This is a genomic window from Streptomyces sp. NPDC089919 (genome assembly GCF_040684615.1).
Taxonomy (GTDB): Bacteria; Actinomycetota; Actinomycetes; order Streptomycetales; family Streptomycetaceae; genus Streptomyces.
The window spans coordinates 1-17,210 of record NZ_JBFBGK010000081.1 but is presented as its reverse complement, the minus strand read 5'-3'; the positions used below and the strand labels follow the sequence as shown (position 1 = coordinate 17,210).

Here is a 17,210-nt window from a genome sequence, read left to right as displayed (position 1 = left end):
AGTGAGCTCAGCGGAACGCCCGTTCCGCAGAACAGAAAGGGTGCGTGTCTCGTGACCACCGCCCAGACCCGGCAGGACCTCGACGTCCAGCCCACGCCTCTCGCCCTGCTCCTGCTCGGTCGCGAGGCCGACCCGAAGAGCGAGCGCGGTGTGGAGTGCCCCGGCGACCTGCCCTCGCCGTCCGACCCGGACCTGGTGGAGCGGGCCCGCGCGGCCAAGGAGAAGCTCGGGGACAAGGTCTTCATCCTCGGCCACCACTACCAGCGCGACGAGGTCATCGAGTTCGCCGACGTCACCGGCGACTCCTTCAAGCTCGCCCGGGACGCGGCCGCCAAGCCGGAGGCCGAGTACATCGTCTTCTGCGGCGTGCACTTCATGGCCGAGTCCGCGGACATCCTGACCACGGACGACCAGAAGGTGGTCCTCCCGGACCTCGCCGCCGGCTGCTCGATGGCCGACATGGCCACCGCCGAGCAGGTCGCCGAGTGCTGGGACGTGCTGACCGAGGCCGGGATCGCCGAGCAGGTCGTGCCGGTCTCGTACATGAACTCCTCGGCCGACATCAAGGCCTTCACCGGCAAGCACGGCGGCACCATCTGCACCTCCTCCAACGCGAAGAAGGCCCTGGACTGGGCCTTCGAGCAGGGCGAGAAGGTGCTCTTCCTGCCGGACCAGCACCTGGGCCGCAACACCGCCGTCCGCGACATGGGCATGTCCCTGGACGACTGCGTGCTCTACAACCCGCACAAGCCCAACGGCGGCCTGACCGCCGAGGAGCTGCGGAACGCCAAGATGATCCTGTGGCGCGGGCACTGCTCGGTGCACGGCCGCTTCTCGCTCGACTCGGTGAACGACGTCCGCGAGCGGATCCCGGGCGTGAACGTCCTGGTGCACCCCGAGTGCCGGCACGAGGTCGTCGCCGCGGCCGACTACGTCGGTTCCACGGAGTACATCATCAAGACGCTGGAGGCGGCCCCGGCCGGCTCCAAGTGGGCCATCGGCACCGAGCTGAACCTGGTCCGCCGGCTGGCGAATCGATTCGCCGCGGAGGACAAGGAAGTCGTCTTCCTCGACAAGACGGTCTGCTTCTGCTCGACGATGAACCGCATCGACCTGCCGCACCTGGTGTGGACGCTGGAGTCGCTGGCCGAGGGCAACCTGGTCAACCGCATCCAGGTCGACAAGGAGACCGAGAGCTTCGCCAAGCTCGCGCTGGAGCGCATGCTCGCGCTGCCGTAGCGCGGGCCGCGGGCGGCTCGTCACCCGCTCGGGCAGATTGCCGCAAGGGGCACCCTCCGGGGTGCCTTTTGCGTTTAACCTCCCCCCAGACGAGGGGAGTTCCACATGTCCGCACAGTCGATCACGGTCCTGCTCGATGCCGGCAAGGACGCCGACGCACGGGAGCGGGAGGAGGCCCGGGCCGAGGTCCAGGCCCTGCTGGAGGAGCTGGGCGTCGAGGAGGTCCGGGTGCCGGCCGCGCGCGCCGAGCCCGGCAGCAAGTCCGACGGCCTCCAGTCGCTCACCGAGCTGGCGGTGACGGTGGGACCGACCGTCTTCTCCGCCGTCCTGGCCGCCTTCGAGGGCTGGGTCCAGTGGGTCGGCTCCCGGAAGGTCCGGATCCGCATCGGCGCCGACGAGTTCGAGGCCTCGGGCCTGACCAAGGCCCAGCGCCAGCAGCTGGTCGACCACTTCCTCGCCCAGTCCCCGGGGCCCGCCGATGGCGGTGCGTGAAGCCCTGGTCATCGCCACCTCGACGTACGAGGACCCGCGGCTGGCCCGCCTGGAAGCACCGGGCCGCGACGCCGCGGCCCTCTCGGCGGTGCTGGCCGACGAGTCGATCGGCGACTACGTCGTGCGGACGGTGCTCGACCAGCCGGCGCACGTGGTCGGCCAGGCGATCGAGCGGTTCTTCAAGCGCCGCAGCAGCGACGACCAGCTCCTCCTGTACCTGTCCTGCCACGGCATCAAGGACCCGAAGCTCCAGCTGTACTTCGCGGCGGCCAACACCGACAAGGACCTGCTGGACTCCAGCTCCGTGCCGGCGGTCTTCCTCAACAAGCAGCTGGTGAACTGCAACGCGCGCCGGATCCTGGTGCTGCTGGACTGCTGCTACAGCGGCGCCTTCAAGGCCGGCGGCGCCAAGGGCGACACCTCCGTCCACCTCAAGCAGGAGTTCGCCGGGGACTTCTCGGGCACCGGCGTGGTCGTCATCACGGCCACCGACGAACTCCAGCAGGCCTGGGAGGGGGACGCCGACGAGGCCGTGCCGACCGGGCACGGCCGGCTCTCCGTCTTCACCCGGGCGGTGGTGGACGGCCTGGCCACCGGCCTGGCGGACAAGGACGGCGACGGCTCGGTCTCGGTCGAGGACCTGTACAGCCACGTCCAGGACGCGATGGTGCGGGACGAGGCGCGGCAGACGCCGCTGCGGTGGGTCCTGGGTGGCAAGGGCACGCTGGCGATAGCCCGGGCGGCCGGCGGCACGGGGCCCCGGCCCGCCGTCGCCGCCCACCCCGCCGTCGCCGACCCGGCCTCCCCCGCCGCCCTGATGCACACGGGACTCACCCCGGTCTCGGCGGCCCTGCGCCGGACCATGGGTCCCAACGGACGGCCTTACGTCGTCCCCGGGGCCTTCAGCAGTCGGGACGCCGACGAGATCATCGACCGGCTGGCCCCGGCCGAGGGCTACCCGGCCCTGGGCCACGGGCTGGCGGCCGCTCTGGCGCACCGGATGCGGGAGCAGGTCCGGGACGGCCGGGCCTCCGCCGTGCTGGTCTTCGCCACCCTGGCCGAGCGGCTGATCCAGGCCCTGGAGCGGGGCAGCCACCCGGCGCGGCTGATCCGGCAGCTGCCGGGGGCGTTCGCGTGGGCGGACGAGGAACTGCGCCGCGAGACCCGGCAGGTGACCGGGGACAGGGAGGTCGTCACGGCCGTCGCGTCCGGGACCGGCGACCGACGGCTCGCGGTCCGCATCGAAGAGGCCCTGCACCTGGTGGGCCGGAGCGGCACGGTGGAGATCGAGCGGACCGGACGGGCCGGCGACGGCGACGTGGTGCACCATCCGCGGCACTACCCGCTGGAGGGGCGGCTGGTCGTCCCCCACGGACCGGCGGGGCCCGCCCGGGAGCTCGGCGCGGTCCGGCTCTTGGTCTGCGACGGAATGATGGACAAGCCGGACGATCTGCTGTCGGTCCTGGTCAGGGTCGGGGGGGCCGGAAGGGCGATGGTGGTCGCCACCGGGTTCGAGGCGAGGGTCCTCGGCCGGCTGAGCAAATCCGGCGGGCTGGCCTTCGAGGTCGCCGGCGCCGACCCGCACCTGCGGTCGCAGTACCTGCACGACCTCGCCGTCGTGACCGGGGCGCGGCTGTCCACTGGGATGGACACCATGTTCTCGATGGTCGAGGCGGTGCCCGGTGCGGCCGCGTCGGTGCTCATCGACGAGGGCCGGGCCTACTTCAGCGGCGGCCACGGCGGGGCGGAGGCGGTCCTGAAGCTGGGTGAGGACCTGCGCCGGGAACGGCAGGAGGCGGCGCTGCTCCAGGAGTACGACCGGCTCGACCGGCGGCTGGCGCGGCTGGAGGGCAGGTACGCCGTCCTCCAGCTCGGCGGTCCGGACGAGACGGCGCCGGAACGGGCCCGGCACGGCCTGTGGATCGGCCGGAGCGCCCTGAAGGACGGGGTGGTACCGGGCGCGGCCACCGCCCTGTCGGTGCTGGGCGGCCGGATGCTCGCCTTCCCCGGCAGCCGGGAGCGGGAGGCCACGGACGTCACCGAGGCCCTGGGGCACGCCCTGATGGCGCCGCTGGCGGCCATCGCGGACAACTCCGGTGCCGATCCCGGTACGGGGGCCCGCAGCGGGCAGCTGTGGCCCGGGCAGGTCTACGACGCCGTCGGCGACGACTGGCGGCCGGCGGAACAGTCCGCGGTGGCCGACCCGGTCGCCGTGCCGCGGGAGTTGCTGGCCGCCGTGCAGGAGGCGGCCGAGGAGTTCCTGAGGCTGGTGTAGCCGGTGCACGGAGGGCCCCGGCCCGCTCCCCCGGGGCGGGGGCGCGGGGCGGGGCCCTTGTGGGTGCCGGGCGTCAGACGCCGGCCGGGGTGTCCTGGTCCGCGGGGTGGGGGACGACCGTCAGGCGGGCGGTGCGCTTGGCGGCGCGGCGGTCGCGGCGGCGCTCCTTGCGGAGTTCCACCATCGCGTACAGCGTCGGGACCAGCAGCAGCGTCAGCAGCGTGGAGCTGAGCAGGCCGCCGATGACCACCACGGCCAGCGGCTGGGAGATGAAGCCGCCCTCGCCGGTGACCCCGAGGGCCATCGGCAGCAGGGCGAAGACCGTGGCCAGCGCGGTCATCAGGATCGGCCGCAGCCGGTGCCGGCCGCCCTCGACCACGGCCTCGACCACGCCCAGGCCCTGGGCCCGGTACTGGTTGACCAGGTCGATCAGCACGATCGCGTTGGTGACCACGATGCCGATGAGCATCAGCATGCCGATCATGGCCGGGACGCCCATGGGGGTGCCCGTGACGACCAGCAGGCCGATCGCTCCGGTGGCGGCGAACGGGATGGACACCAGCAGGATCAGCGGCTGGACCAGCGACCGGAAGGTCGCCACCAGCAGCATGAAGACGATCGCGATGGCCGCCAGCATGGCCAGGCCCAGCTTGGCGAAGGCCTCGTCCTGGTCCTCGGAGACGCCGCCGACCGAGGCGGTGGCGCCCTCGGGCAGCTTGAGGGACTTCAGCTTGCTCTGGAGCGCGGAGCTGACCGCGCCCGTGTTGTCGCCGACCGGGCGGGCGGTGACGGTGGCCGCGCGGGCCCCGTCGATCCGGGTCATCGAGACCGGGCCGGGGACCAGTTCGACGGTGGCGATGTCGGCGAGCTTCACGGGGCCGACCGGCAGCGCCTTCAGCTGGGCCATGGTGGCCGCCGGGTGGGCGGAGCGGATGACCACGTCCCGCTCGGTGTCGTCCAGCACGGCCTTGGCGACGGTGTTGCCCCGCACCGACTGGGCGACGAGCTGGCCGAGGGCGGCCTGGTTCAGGCCCAGGGCCGCGGCCCTGGGCGTGGCGGTGACGGCGATCCGGGGGACGGACTGGGAGAGGTCGCTCTCCACGTCCGCCACGTCCTTCAGCCCCGCGACCGCGCCGCGGACCTGCTCGGCGGCCGTGCGCAGGACGGCCGCGTCCCCGGCCTTGACGACGACCTTGAGGTTCTGGTTGCCGAAGCCGTCGCCGGCGGCGATGGTGGTGCGCCCGATGCCGTCGAGCTTCGCGAGCCGGGCCTCGATCCGGTCGCGGGTGTCCTCGTACGAGGCCGAGTCGTCGAGGGTGATCTGGTACGAGGCCTGGTTGGAGCCGGTGCCGCCGCCGAAGGCGGCCAGGAAGCCGGCGGAGCCGACGGTGACCTGGTAGTCCTTCACGCCCTCGACCGAGCCGAGCACCTGCTCGACCTTGCGGGCCGCCGCGTCGGAGGCGCCGAGGGAGGTGCCCGCGGGCAGCTCCTGCTTGACGGACATGACCTCCTGCTCGCCCTGGTCGAAGAAGTTGGTCTTCAGGAGCGGGGCCATGCCGAAGGTGCCGACCAGCACCACGACGGCGAGCGCCACGCTGGTGAGCCGGCGCCGGGTGGCGAAGCGCAGGACGGGCACGTAGGCGCGCTGGAGGAGGCCCTTGGCCTCCTTCTCCTCGGCGGCCCGGCGGGCCGCCGCCGCGCTCTCGGCGTCCGCCGGGTCGATGCCCTTCGGCGCGCGCAGGAACCAGTACGACAGGACCGGTACGACGGTCAGGGAGACCAGCAGCGAGGCGAGCAGGGCGGCGGTGACGGTGAGCGAGAAGGAGCCGAAGAGCTCTCCGACCATGCCGCCGACCAGGCCGATCGGCAGGAAGACGGCGACGGTGGTGAGGGTGGAGGCGGTGACCGCGCCGGCCACCTCGCGGACCGCGGTGAGGATGGCGCTCTCGCGTTCCTCGCCGTAGCCGAGGTGTCGCTTGATGTTCTCCAGGACCACGATCGAGTCGTCGACGACCCGGCCGATGGCGATGGTCAGCGCGCCCAGGGTGAGCATGTTGAGCGAGAGGTCCTGGGTCCAGAGCACGATCAGCGCGAGGACCACGGAGAGCGGGATGGAGACCGCGGTGACCAGGGTGGAGCGCAGCGAGGCCAGGAAGACCAGGATCACGATCACGGCGAAGGCGAGGCCGAGCATGCCTTCGGTGGTGAGGCTGGAGATGGACTTGGCGACGGCCGGGCCCTGGTCGCTGACCACGGTCAGCTCGGCGCCGGCGCCGAGGTCGGCGCGGAGGGCGGGGAGCTTGTCCTTGACGGCGTCGGAGATGGCGACGGCGCTGCCGTCCTTGTCCATGGTGACGACGACGGCGAGGCTGGGCTTGCCGTTGGTGCGGGTCAGGGAGACCGGGGTGGACTCCTCCTGCTTGACGGCGGCCACGTCGCCGAGCCGGACCACGGGCTTGCCGGGGCCGGCGGACAGCCGCAGGTCGGCCACCTGCTGGAGCGAGGTGTAGCCGCCGCCCACCCGGACGGTGCGGTTCTGGCCCTGCTCGTCGAAGGCGCCGGCGGGCAGACTGGCCCCGCCCGCCTGGAGGGCCTGGGTGAGGGCCTGGCCGTCGAGGCCTGCCGCGGCCAGCTTGGCGTCGTCGGGGGTGACGGTGACCTGGAGGTCCTGGACGCCGGAGACGGTGACGGTGCCCACGCCGTCGATGTCGTCGAGGACCGGGACCACGGTGCGGTCGAGCTGGTCGGCCAGTGCCTGCTGGTCCTTGCCGGAGGTGACGGCGAGCACGACGGTCGGGATGTCGTCGGTGGAGCCGGCGACCACCTGCGGGTCGACGTCCTGGGGCAGCCGGGCGCGGGCCCGGTTGACGGCCTGCTGGACGTCGGCGACCAGCTGCTTGGTGCCGCTGTCGCCGAAGTCGAAGGTCGCCATGATCAGGGCGTTGCCCTCGCTGGCGGTGGAGGTGACACCGGTGATGCCGTCGACGGCCTTGATGGTGTCCTCGAGCGGTTCGACGACCTGCTTCTCCACCACGTCGGGCGAGGCGCCCTGGTAGGGCGCGAGGACCGAGACCATGGGCAGTTCTATGGAGGGCAGCAACTGCTGCTTGAGCTGCGGGATGGCGATGGCGCCGAAGGCGAGCGCGATGATCGAGACGAGTCCGATCAGGGCCCGTTGCGCCAGGCTGAAACGGGACAGCCAGGACATGGGTGGAGGTCTCTCTTCCGTGGCGGAGCGGGGCAGGCGGTCGGGCGGCCCGCGGTCTGCCGGGGGCGCGGTGCGCCGCCGGTGCGCACGGGAGCGCCGACGCTCCACCCTGGTCCATGCGGGGCGGCCGGATCCTCGCCCCCAGGTCGCCTCCTTTACCTGCCGCATACCGCGCCTGGAGTACACCGCCGTACGCCCCGCCCGCTTCCTCCCACTCCGTCCCCGCCCCCGCCCCGCCGCGGGTGGTCGGGATGTGCGGGGAGCGCCGCCTGTACGCGTGCCCGCGGGCGGTCGGGATGTGTGGGGAGCGCCGCTTGACGGGGGTGGCAGGCTGGGCCGGAGGCAGGCCCGGGCCTGGGATGGCCCGGAGGGCCACGGCGAAGCCGCTCGTCCCAGGGGTGGGCCTGCCGCAGGGCCTGCAGGCCACCCCCGTCAAGCGGCGCGGGGACCCACACGCCACGGACGGCCCCCCGCAGCCCCGCACACCGGGGCCCCCTCCACCAACTCCCGCCCCCGTACGCCCTATTGCGGCTAGGACGGCCCCGGCGTAGACCTGTGGGGTCGGGATCACGACACCGGGAGACGGGGGCAGGCGTATGTACGGAACCCTTCACCACCACCGGCGGGCGGGCCGCGGTGGCCGTGGGCGGACCGCGGTGACGGTCGGCGCGTTGGGGCTGGCGCTCACGCTCGCCGCCTGCGGCGGGTCGGACGGGGACAAGTCCGGGAAGGGGCCCAGCGGTTCGCCGTCCGGCGCGGCGCCGAGCGTGGCCTTACCCCGGCTCGACGGCGAGCAACTGTCGGTGGCGGCCGTCTGGACCGGCCCCGAACAAGCCAACTTCACCAAGGTCCTGAAGGAGTTCGAGAAGCGGACCGGCGCCAAGGTCGGCTTCGTCCCGGCGCAGGACCCCATCGTCACCTTCCTCGGTACGAAGATCGCCGGCGGCCAGCCGCCGGACGTGGCGCTGCTCCCCCAGGTCGGGGCGCTGGTGCAGGCGGTCAAGCAGAAGTGGGCGCAGCCCCTGGGCCCCGAGGCCAAGGCCCAGTTGGAGAAGAACTACTCCAAGGGCTGGAAGGACCTCGGCACGGTCGACGGCACGCCCTACGGCGTCTATTTCAAGGCCGCCAACAAGTCCCTGATCTGGTACAACTCCGCGGCCTTCGAGGACGCCGGGGTGCCCGGCACGCCCGGGACCTGGACCGAGCTGATGAAGACCGCCGAGGACCTGTCGGCCTCCGGCACCGCGCCCTTCTCGGTCGGCGGGGCGGACGGCTGGACGCTGACGGACTGGTTCGAGAACATCTACCTCTCGCAGGCGGGCCCCGAGAAGTACGACCGGCTGGCCCGGCACGAGATCAAGTGGACCGACGCCAGCGTGGCGCAGGCCCTGTCCACCCTCGCCGAGGTCTTCGGCCGCAAGGACTTCCTGGCCGGCGGTCAGAGCGGGGCGCTGGCCACCGAGTTCCCCAAGTCCGTGACGCAGACCTTCACCGGCGAGCGGCCGGCGGCGGCGATGGTCTACGAGGGCGACTTCGTCGCCGCGAACATCGCCGAGACCGGCGCGAAGATCGGTACCACCGCGAAGGTCTTCCGGTTCCCGGCGGTGGGCGACAAGCCCCCGGTGATCTCGGGCGGTGACGTGGCCGTGGCGCTGAAGCCGTCCAAGGGCGCCCAGGCGCTGCTGACCTTCCTGGCCTCGCCGGACGCGGCCACGGTCTGGGCCGGGCTGGGCGGGTTCATCTCCCCGAACCGCGCGGTGAGCCCGGGCGCGTACCCGGACGAGGTGCAGCGGGACATCGCCAAGGCGCTGATCGGGGCCGGTGACGACTTCCGCTTCGACATGTCGGACCAGGCCCCGGCGGCCTTCGGCGGCACCCCGGGCGCCGGCGAGTGGAAGGCCCTCCAGGACTTCCTGATGCGCCCGAAGGACGTGGTCGGGACGCAGGAGCGGCTGGAGTCGGACGCGACGAAGGCCTGGGGGCACCGCCCAGCGTTAGCTGGGGGAGGGCACTGATGTCCGCGTCCGGCGCCAACGCCCGCGCCCGGCGCCGGGGGCGGGCCGTCGCGGCGGCGTTCCTGCTGCCCGCGCTGGTGCTGCTGGGCGCGCTGGTCGTGCACCCGGTGGGCTACTCCCTCTACCGGAGCTTCTTCGACCGGTCGGGGGACCGGTTCGCGGGGCTGGCCAACTACCGCGAGCTGTTCACGGACGACGCCATCCGCACCGCACTGCGGAACACCGCGGTGTGGGTGGTGCTGGCACCGGCGGTGGCGACCTCGCTGGGCCTGGTCTTCGCGGTGCTCACCGAGCGGGTCCGCTGGGGCACGGCCTTCAAGCTGCTGGTGTTCATGCCGATGGCGATCTCGATGCTGGCGGCCGGGATCATCTTCCGGCTGGTCTACGACCAGGACCCGGACCGGGGCGTGGCGAACGCCGTCTGGGTGGGGGTGCACGACACCTTCGCCGAGTCCTCCGCCTTCCCGCGGGCCCGGCCCCGGGACGGCGCGGTGCTGGTCCCGGCGCCCGGCGGCGGCTTCGTGACCCGGGCGCCGGTCCGGGCGGGGGTGCCGGTGCTGCTGCCGCTGGTCGGGGTACGGCCCGAGCAGCTGCCGGCGGACAGTGCGCCGGCCCGGGCGGCGGTCGGGGAGCCGGGCCGGGTGACCGGCACCGCCTGGCAGGACTTCGCCCGGGGCGGCGGCGGCCGGCGGGGCGCGGTGGACGCGCGCGAGCCCGGGTACGCGGGGATGCGGATCGAGGCGGTCAAGGACGGGGAGGTGGTGGCCTCGGCCCGGGCCCGGCCGGACGGCGGCTTCTCGCTGCCGGCGAGCGCGGACGGCGCGCTGCTGCGGCTGCCGGCCGGGAACTTCCGCGAGCCGTACGCCGGGGTGGACTGGCTGGGGCCGTCGCTGGTGACCCCGGCGGTGATCGGGGCGTACGTGTGGATGTGGGCCGGCTTCGCGATGGTGCTGATCGGGGCGGGGCTGGCGGCGGTGCCCCGGGAGCTGCTGGAGGCGGCCCGGGTGGACGGTGCCAACGAGTGGCAGGTGTTCCGGCGGATCACGGTCCCGCTGCTGGCGCCGGTGCTCGCGGTGGTCCTGGTGACCCTGGTGATCAACGTGATGAAGATCTTCGACCTGGTCTTCGTGATCGCCCCGGGCGCGGTGCAGGACGACGCGAACGTCCTGGCCCTCCAGCTGTACCGGACCTCCTTCGGCACCGACGCCGACCAGGGCGTGGGCTCGGCGATCGCGGTGCTGCTGCTGGTGCTGGTGATGCCCGTGATGTGGTTCAACATCCGCCGGATGCGGAAGGAGGCCGCCCGATGACGGCGACCGGAGTCCCCGTGGAACGCCCGACGACGGCGACCGCCGTCCCCGCGCGCCGGCCCGGCCCGGTCGCGGCGCTGGCCGGGCGGGCCGCGGGCGGCGCGGTGCGGGTGTTCCTGGTGGTGGCCGGCGCGGTCTGGCTGCTGCCCACCGCCGGGCTGCTGCTGTCCTCGCTGCTCTCCTCCCGGGACCTGGACACGCACGGCTGGTGGCAGGTGTTCACCGCGCCCTCCCGGCTGACCGCGGAGAACTACTCCTCGCTGCTCTCCGACGACACCATCACCGGCTCGCTGGTCTCGACGGTCCTGATCACCGTCCCGGCGACCCTGCTGGTGCTGGTGCTCGGGGCGTTCGCCGGGTACGCCTTCGCCTGGCTGGACTTCCCGGGGCGGGACGGCCTGTTCCTGGTGGTGGTGGCGCTGCTGGTGGTACCGGTGCAGGTGGCGCTGATCCCGGTCTCCGAACTCTTCGGGAAGGTCGGGCTGTTCGAGACCACGGCCGGGGTGGTGCTCTTCCACACGGCCTTCGGGCTGCCCTTCGCGGTGTTCCTGCTGCGCAACTTCTTCGCGGAGATCCCGCGCGAGCTGCTGGAGGCGGCCCGGCTGGACGGCGCGGGCGAACTGCGGCTGTTCGCCCGGGTGGTGCTGCCGCTGGGCGGGCCGGCGATCGCCTCGCTCGGCATCTTCCAGTTCCTGTGGGTGTGGAACGACATGCTGGTGGCGCTGGTCTTCGCGGACTCCGCGCACCCGCCGATCACGGTCGCCCTGCAGCAGCAGGTCCGGCAGTTCGGCAACAACATCGACGTGCTGGCGCCGGGTGCGTTCCTGTCGATGGTGGTCCCGCTGGTGGTCTTCTTCGCCTTCCAGAGGCAGTTCGTCTCGGGCGTGATGGCCGGGGCGGTCAAGTAGCCCGCCGGGGCGGGGCGCCCGCGCGGGCTGGCGCCCCGGTGGCGATCAAGTAATCCAATGAATAACCCGGTTGCCACACCGTGCGTAACCCGATCACCCGACCAGCGGTTCCTGGGCAATATGCCCGCGCCGACCCCTGGATGTGCCGTGCCCCGGTTCAGCGTCATCGTGCCCGCGTACAAGGTCCAGGCGTACCTCCAGGAGAGTCTGGACTCCGTCCTGACCCAGTCGTACACCGACTTCGAGCTGATCGCCGTCGACGACTGCTCCCCCGACGCCTGCGGCTCGATCATCGACGAGTGCGCGGCCCGCGACCCGCGCGTCACGGCCGTCCACCTGCCCCACAACGCCGGTCTGGGCCCGGCCCGCAACGCGGGCACCGCCCGGGCCACCGGCGACTACCTGGTCTTCCTCGACGGCGACGACACCCTGACGCCCGGCGCGCTCCAGGCCGTCGCCGACCGCCTCAAGGCCACCGGCTCCCCCGACGTGCTGGTCTACGACTACGCCCGCACCTACTGGACCGGCGAGGTGGTCCGCAACCAGCTCGCCCGCCGGCTCTCCGAGGAGGGGCCGGCCAGCTTCCGGCTCGCCGACCGGCCGGCCCTGCTGGGCTTGTTGCCGGTGGCCTGGAACAAGGCCTACCGCCGCGAGTTCGTCGAGCGCAGCGGTCTGCTCTTCCCGCCCGGGCTCTATGAGGACACGCCCTACAGCATGCCCGCACTGCTGACGGCCGAGTCGGTGGCGGTCCTGGACCGGGTCTGCGTGCACTACCGCCAGCGCCGGACCGGCTCGCTGCTGTCCACATCCACCCGTCGGCACCTGGACGTCTTCGGCCAGTACGACCGGCTCTTCGGCTTCGTGGCCCAGCGGCCCGAGCTGGACCGCTGGCGGCCCGCCCTCTACCGCAAGATGGCCGAGCACTACGCCAGGATCCTGGCCGCGCCGGGCCGGCTGCCGCGGGCCGCGCGGGCGGAGTTCTTCAAGCTGGCCCGGGCCTCGATGCGCCGGCACCGCGCGCCGGGCGCCCCCGTCGCGCCCGGGGCGCGGGTCCGGCACGCCCTGATGCGGCTGGGCACCCGCCGCTCGTACCGGGCGCTGCGGCTGCTGCGCGCCGCCCACCTGCGGTCGGCGGCGCGCACCCGGGGTATGTGGCGCGGGCTGCGGGAGGGGCTGCTGCTGCTCCACTACCGGCTCCAGCGACGGCTGCCGCTGCGCCCGGAGCTCGCGGTCTTCTCGGCGTACTGGCACGGCGGTTACGCCTGCAACCCGGCCGCGATCGAGGAGAAGCTGCGGGAGCTGGCGCCCCGGATGCGGACCGCGTGGATCTGCGGCCCCGAGCACGACGCCACCCTGCCGGCCGGCACCGCGCGGCTGCGCCCCGGCTCGGCCGCCCACTGGAGCGCGCTGGCCCGGGCCACGTACCTGGTCAGCAACGTCAACTTCGACCGGGGGCTGGTCAAGCGGCCCGGCCAGGTGCTGGTGCAGACCCAGCACGGCACCCCGCTCAAGCGGGTCGGCCTGGACCTCCTGGACCGCCCGGCGGCCAGCCCCACCACGGACTTCGCGGGGCTGCTGCGCGGCGCGGACCAGTGGGACTACCTGCTCTCCGGGAACCGGCACTCCACGCTGGTGTGGGAGAAGGCGCTGCCCTCGGGCTACACCACGCTCGAGTACGGCTACCCGCGCAACGACGTCTTCCAGCGGGCCGGGGCGGCCGAGGTGCTGGAGATCCGCGAGCGGCTGGGCATCCCGGCCGGGACCACCGCGATCCTGTACGCGCCCACCCACCGCGACTACCGGCGCAGCCGCCCCGAGCACCTGGACTTCGAGAAGGTGCTGCGGGACCTGGGCCCCCGCTTCACGGTGCTGTCCCGGGCGCACCACCTGTACGAGGGTCCGCTGGGCACCGATCCGCACCCGCGGCTGATCGACGTCTCGGACCACCCGTCGGTGGAGGAGCTGTGCCTGGCCTCGGACGCGCTGGTGACGGACTACTCCTCGCTGATGTTCGACTACGCCTGCCTGGACCGGCCGATCGTGCTGCACGCCGACGACTGGGAGGCGTACGAGGCGGCCCGGGGCACCTACTTCGACCTGCGGTCCGCGCCGCCCGGCGCGATCGCCCGGACCGAGGACGAGCTGGTGGACATCTTCGTCACCGGCCACTGGCAGGGCTCCCGCTCGGCGCAGCTGCGCTCGGCCTTCCGGCAGCGGTTCTGCACGTACGACGACGGGCAGGCGGCGGAGCGGGTGGTGCGGCGGGTCTTCCTGGGCCAGTCGGCGGGGCTGCCGGCCTTCGTGCCGCTGGAGGACCGGCGGCCGGCGCCGGCCGCGCCGGCGGCCTCGGCGAGCACGCCCTCCCAGCGCCGCGGGCCCCGCAGCTTCGACCGGCTCTCGCTCGACTGAGGTCCCGGAGCGGCGCGGGGGACCGGACGGCCGCGCCCGGACGGGTGGGCGCCGACTCGTTCGGCGCAGTGGTGGTGACCCCGGGCGCCCGGACGGGTTGAGCTGGGGCACCACCCGTAACCTTCGTCCCGGAAGGCGCCTTTCGTGAAGCCCCGTCTCAGCGTTGTCATCCCGGTCCACGACGTGGCGCCGTACCTGCCGGACTGCCTGCGGTCGGTGGCCGCCCAGACCGTCCCCGCGCTGGAGGTCGTGCTGGTGGACGACGGGTCCACGGACGGCAGCGGCCGGATCGCGGCCGACTTCGCGGAGCGCGACCCGCGGTTCCGGTACGTGGCCCAGCCGCAGGCGGGCCCGGCGGCGGCCCGCAACACCGGGGTGCGGCACACCACGCCCGGGGTGCCGTACCTGACCTTCGTGGACAGCGACGACCTGGTGGCGCCGGACGCCTACGAGCGGATGCTGGCCAGCCTGGACCGGACCGGCTCGGACTTCGCCACCGGCAACGTGTGGCGGCTGCGGGGCCGCGAGCGGGAGCAGAGCCGGCAGTTCCGCTGGCTGCGCGGCGGCGATCTGGAGTCCACCCACATCACCCGCCGGTGGGAGCTGCTGACCGACCGGGCGGCCTGGAACAAGGTCTTCCGGCGCTCCTTCTGGGACCACCACCAACTGGCCTTCCCCGAGGGGAGGTTGTACGAGGACGCGCCGGTGACCATCCCCGCGCACTTCCTCGCGGACTCGGTGGACGTGCTCCAGGAGCACGTCTACTACTGGCGGGTGCGGGAGGGTTCGCTGACCCGGCGGGGGGCGGATCCCGCGGGGGTGCGGGACCGGATCACCGCCTGCGAGGAGATCAGCGAGTTCCTGGCCCGGCTGGGACCGGGCGGCGGGAGCGCCCCGCGGTCCCCGGCGAAGGCCCGGACCGGCTCGGCCGGCCACCGGCGCACCTACGACGCGTCCTGCCTGGGCGACGACTTCGTGCCCTTCCTCAAGGAGCTGCCGGGGGCCGGTCCCGAGTACCGCGACACCCTGCTGGCCGGCACCGCCGCCTTCCTGGACCGGGCCGGCCCGGCCATCACCGACGGGCTGCCGGTGCGGCTGCGCGCCCAGTACCAGCTGGTGCGCGAGGGCCGGGTGCCGGAGCTGCTGGAACTCCTCGCGGACGGCGCGGACTTCGACGTGCGCCGCACCCCCGGCGCCCGGCACGCGGTCTTCCCCGGAGTGCCGCTGCCGGCCCCGGCGACCCGGCTGGGCGGCGCGGACCTGCCGGTGGTGGCCCGGCTGCTGTCCGCGGCCTGGCTGCCGCAGGGGCTGCTGCGGCTCACCGGCTACGCGTACATCCGCAACCTCGACGCGGCGGCGCCCCGGCTGCCGCTGCGCACCGGGGTGCTGCGCTCGGGGCGGCGGCTGCGGCTGGTGCCCACCCGCTCCACGGTCGCCGAGGAGGCGACCGAGACCTCCGGGCAGAGCCGGCACTGCTACGACGGCTCCGGCTTCGAGATGACCGTGGACCCGGCGGGGCTGCGGCCCGGGGACTGGCAGATCGGGGTGGTCAGCGGCCTGCGCCGGGCGGCCGTCCGGGCGCTGGACCCGGGCCGGGCGCAGCCGCTGGTGCACGACCCGGGGCTGGGCACCCGGCTGACGCTGGACTTCGCCGAGGGCCGGGCGGTGCTGCGGGTGCGCTCGTACGCGGCGCTGGTCACCGGGCACGCCCTGCTGGCCGACGGGACCCTGGAGCTGACCGGCACGCTCTTCGGCCCGCGGCCGCCGGCCCGGCTCCGGCTGTGGCGGGCCGGCGGCGCGGGCTTCACCTGCCCGGTCGCGGTGGACGGCCGGGACTTCTCGGTGCTGCTCGACCCCACCCTGCTGGCCGGGCCCCCGGCGCCGGGCCTGCCGGGCGCCGGCTTCCCGGCCGCGGAGGGCGGGGCGTGGTCGGCGGAGCTGGAGCTGGCGGACGGCTCGCCGGCCGAGCTGGCGGCCTCCCCCGGGCTGACGCCGGGCGGCTACCCGCTGTGCGTCCTGGCCGACGCGTACGGGCGGCTCACCCTGGAGGTGACCGAGCGGCCGCTGCTGTCCTCGGTGGAGTGGGATCCGCAGGACGGCCTGCTGCGGCTGGCGGGCAGCTGCTCGGGCGGCTGCGCCGAGTCCGCGGAGCTGGTGCTGCGCCACCCGGACCTCCAGGAGGAGCTGCTGGTCCCGCTGGCACCGCAGCGCGGCCGCTTCACCGCGGAGCTGTCCCCGGGCGGGGCGCTGCGGGAGGGCGACTGGTCGGCGTACCTGCGGGAGGCGAACGGCAGCGAGCACCCGCTGCGGATGCTGGCCGCCACCGCCCAGGAGCTGCCGCTGCACTTCACGGCGGCCGGGCGGGAGTTCACCGTCGGCCGGCGGCACGGCGACCGGCTGCACCTGACCGCGGGCTCGCTGCTGCCGCGCGCCGAGCGGGGCCCGTACCGGCAGCGGATGCTGCAGAGCGCGCACTACCCGGCGCACCGGGCCCGGCCGCTGCGGGAGGCGGTGCTGTACGGGGAGTCGCCGGCGGCCCGGGCGGTCCACGCGGAGCTGCTGCGCCGGGGCACCGACACCGAGCACCTGTGGGTCACCCACGACCAGCGGCTGGCTCCGCCGCCCGCGACCACGCCGGTGGAACTGCACAGCGGCGCCTGGTACGAGGCGCTGGCCCGGGCCCGCCGGATCGTGACGGCCGCGGACCTGCCGGACTGGTTCGAGCGGCGGACCGACCAGACGGTGGTGCGGATCTGGCAGGGCACCCCGGTCAAGCGGGTGGGCGCCGACCTGACCGGCGGCCTGTACGCCGACCACCGCCGGCTGGAGTCGCTGCCGCGGCTGGCCCGGCAGTGGTCGGTGCTGGTCTCGCCGGGCCGGTTCGCCACCGGGCTGCTGCGCCGGGCGCTGGGGCACACGGGCGAGGTGCTGGAGGCCGGCTCGCCCCACAACGACCTGCTGCTGGCGCCCGACCGGGAGAAGGCCGCGGACGAGCTGCGGCGGGCCCTGGACCTGCCGGCCGGGGTGCGGACGGTGCTGTACGCGCCGACGTTCCGGGACCATCTGGCGCACGCGGAGGGCCGGTTCGGCTTCGATCCGGGCCGCCACCTGGACCTGGAGCTGGCCGAGCGGGAGCTGGGCCGGGACCACGTCCTGCTGGTGCGGCGGCACCCGCTGGCCACCGGTCCGGCCCTGCCGCGCACCCCGTTCCTGCGGGACGTCTCGGCGCATCCGGACCCGGCCGCGCTGCTGCTGGTCGCGGACCTGCTGGTGACCGACTACTCCTCGCTGATGTGCGACATGACGCTGACCGGCCGGCCGGTGCTGCTGCACGCCCCCGACCTGGAGGACTAC

Annotated in this window: 9 protein-coding genes; 8 read left to right on the top strand and 1 reads right to left on the bottom strand. The window is 74.0% G+C overall.

Annotated elements, in window-relative coordinates; genetic code table 11:
- The first annotated feature begins 51 nt into the window (after nucleotides 1–51).
- The 3 genes from nadA (at nucleotide 52) to AB0O40_RS27195 (ending at nucleotide 4,006) form a co-directional block, all read left to right on the top strand.
- Nucleotides 52–1,239, top strand: coding sequence for a quinolinate synthase NadA (nadA, locus tag AB0O40_RS27205; RefSeq protein ID WP_365047025.1), 1,188 nt, complete (start codon nucleotides 52–54; stop codon nucleotides 1,237–1,239).
- Between the two features lie 105 nt (nucleotides 1,240–1,344).
- Nucleotides 1,345–1,731, top strand: coding sequence for a hypothetical protein (locus AB0O40_RS27200; RefSeq protein ID WP_365047022.1), 387 nt, complete (start codon nucleotides 1,345–1,347; stop codon nucleotides 1,729–1,731).
- Nucleotides 1,718–4,006, top strand: coding sequence for a hypothetical protein (locus AB0O40_RS27195; protein ID WP_365047021.1), 2,289 nt, complete (start codon nucleotides 1,718–1,720; stop codon nucleotides 4,004–4,006). Before AB0O40_RS27200 ends, AB0O40_RS27195 begins: the two co-directional genes overlap by 14 nt.
- A 73-nt stretch (nucleotides 4,007–4,079) precedes the next feature.
- Here AB0O40_RS27195 and AB0O40_RS27190 read toward each other — a convergent pair whose 3' ends face one another.
- A complete protein-coding gene (locus AB0O40_RS27190) occupies nucleotides 4,080–7,214 on the bottom strand; it encodes an efflux RND transporter permease subunit (protein ID WP_365047018.1) in 3,135 nt (1,044 codons plus the stop codon).
- Nucleotides 7,215–7,810: 596 nt separating this feature from the next.
- Here AB0O40_RS27190 and AB0O40_RS27185 point away from each other — a divergent pair.
- The 5 genes from AB0O40_RS27185 to AB0O40_RS27165 all read left to right on the top strand — a co-directional run.
- Nucleotides 7,811–9,229, top strand: a complete 1,419-nt coding sequence (locus tag AB0O40_RS27185) for an ABC transporter substrate-binding protein (protein ID WP_365047015.1) — start codon at nucleotides 7,811–7,813, stop codon at nucleotides 9,227–9,229.
- Nucleotides 9,229–10,539, top strand: a complete 1,311-nt coding sequence (locus AB0O40_RS27180) for a sugar ABC transporter permease (RefSeq protein ID WP_365047012.1) — start codon at nucleotides 9,229–9,231, stop codon at nucleotides 10,537–10,539. Before AB0O40_RS27185 ends, AB0O40_RS27180 begins: the two co-directional genes overlap by 1 nt.
- Entirely contained in the window at nucleotides 10,536–11,447 is a 912-nt protein-coding gene (locus AB0O40_RS27175) for a carbohydrate ABC transporter permease (RefSeq protein WP_365047009.1), read from the top strand. The genes AB0O40_RS27180 and AB0O40_RS27175 overlap by 4 nt, the downstream gene beginning before the upstream one ends.
- A 147-nt stretch (nucleotides 11,448–11,594) precedes the next feature.
- Complete coding sequence (locus AB0O40_RS27170) at nucleotides 11,595–13,856, top strand: bifunctional glycosyltransferase family 2 protein/CDP-glycerol:glycerophosphate glycerophosphotransferase (protein ID WP_365047006.1); 2,262 nt, start codon at nucleotides 11,595–11,597, stop codon at nucleotides 13,854–13,856.
- Between the two features lie 144 nt (nucleotides 13,857–14,000).
- The coding region (locus AB0O40_RS27165) for a CDP-glycerol glycerophosphotransferase family protein (protein ID WP_365047003.1) at nucleotides 14,001–17,210 on the top strand (3,210 nt) is incomplete at its 3' end.

What these genes read in the sequence shown, in the direction of transcription:
- AB0O40_RS27200 (WP_365047022.1), top strand. Translation starts at nt 1,345, where the DNA reads ATGTCCGCACAGTCGATCACGGTCCTGCTCGATGCCGGCAAGGACGCC.
- AB0O40_RS27195 (WP_365047021.1), top strand. Translation starts at nt 1,718, where the DNA reads ATGGCGGTGCGTGAAGCCCTGGTCATCGCCACCTCGACGTACGAGGAC.
- AB0O40_RS27190 (WP_365047018.1), bottom strand. Translation starts at nt 7,214, where the DNA reads ATGTCCTGGCTGTCCCGTTTCAGCCTGGCGCAACGGGCCCTGATCGGA.
- AB0O40_RS27185 (WP_365047015.1), top strand. Translation starts at nt 7,811, where the DNA reads ATGTACGGAACCCTTCACCACCACCGGCGGGCGGGCCGCGGTGGCCGT.
- AB0O40_RS27180 (WP_365047012.1), top strand. Translation starts at nt 9,229, where the DNA reads ATGTCCGCGTCCGGCGCCAACGCCCGCGCCCGGCGCCGGGGGCGGGCC.
- AB0O40_RS27175 (WP_365047009.1), top strand. Translation starts at nt 10,536, where the DNA reads ATGACGGCGACCGGAGTCCCCGTGGAACGCCCGACGACGGCGACCGCC.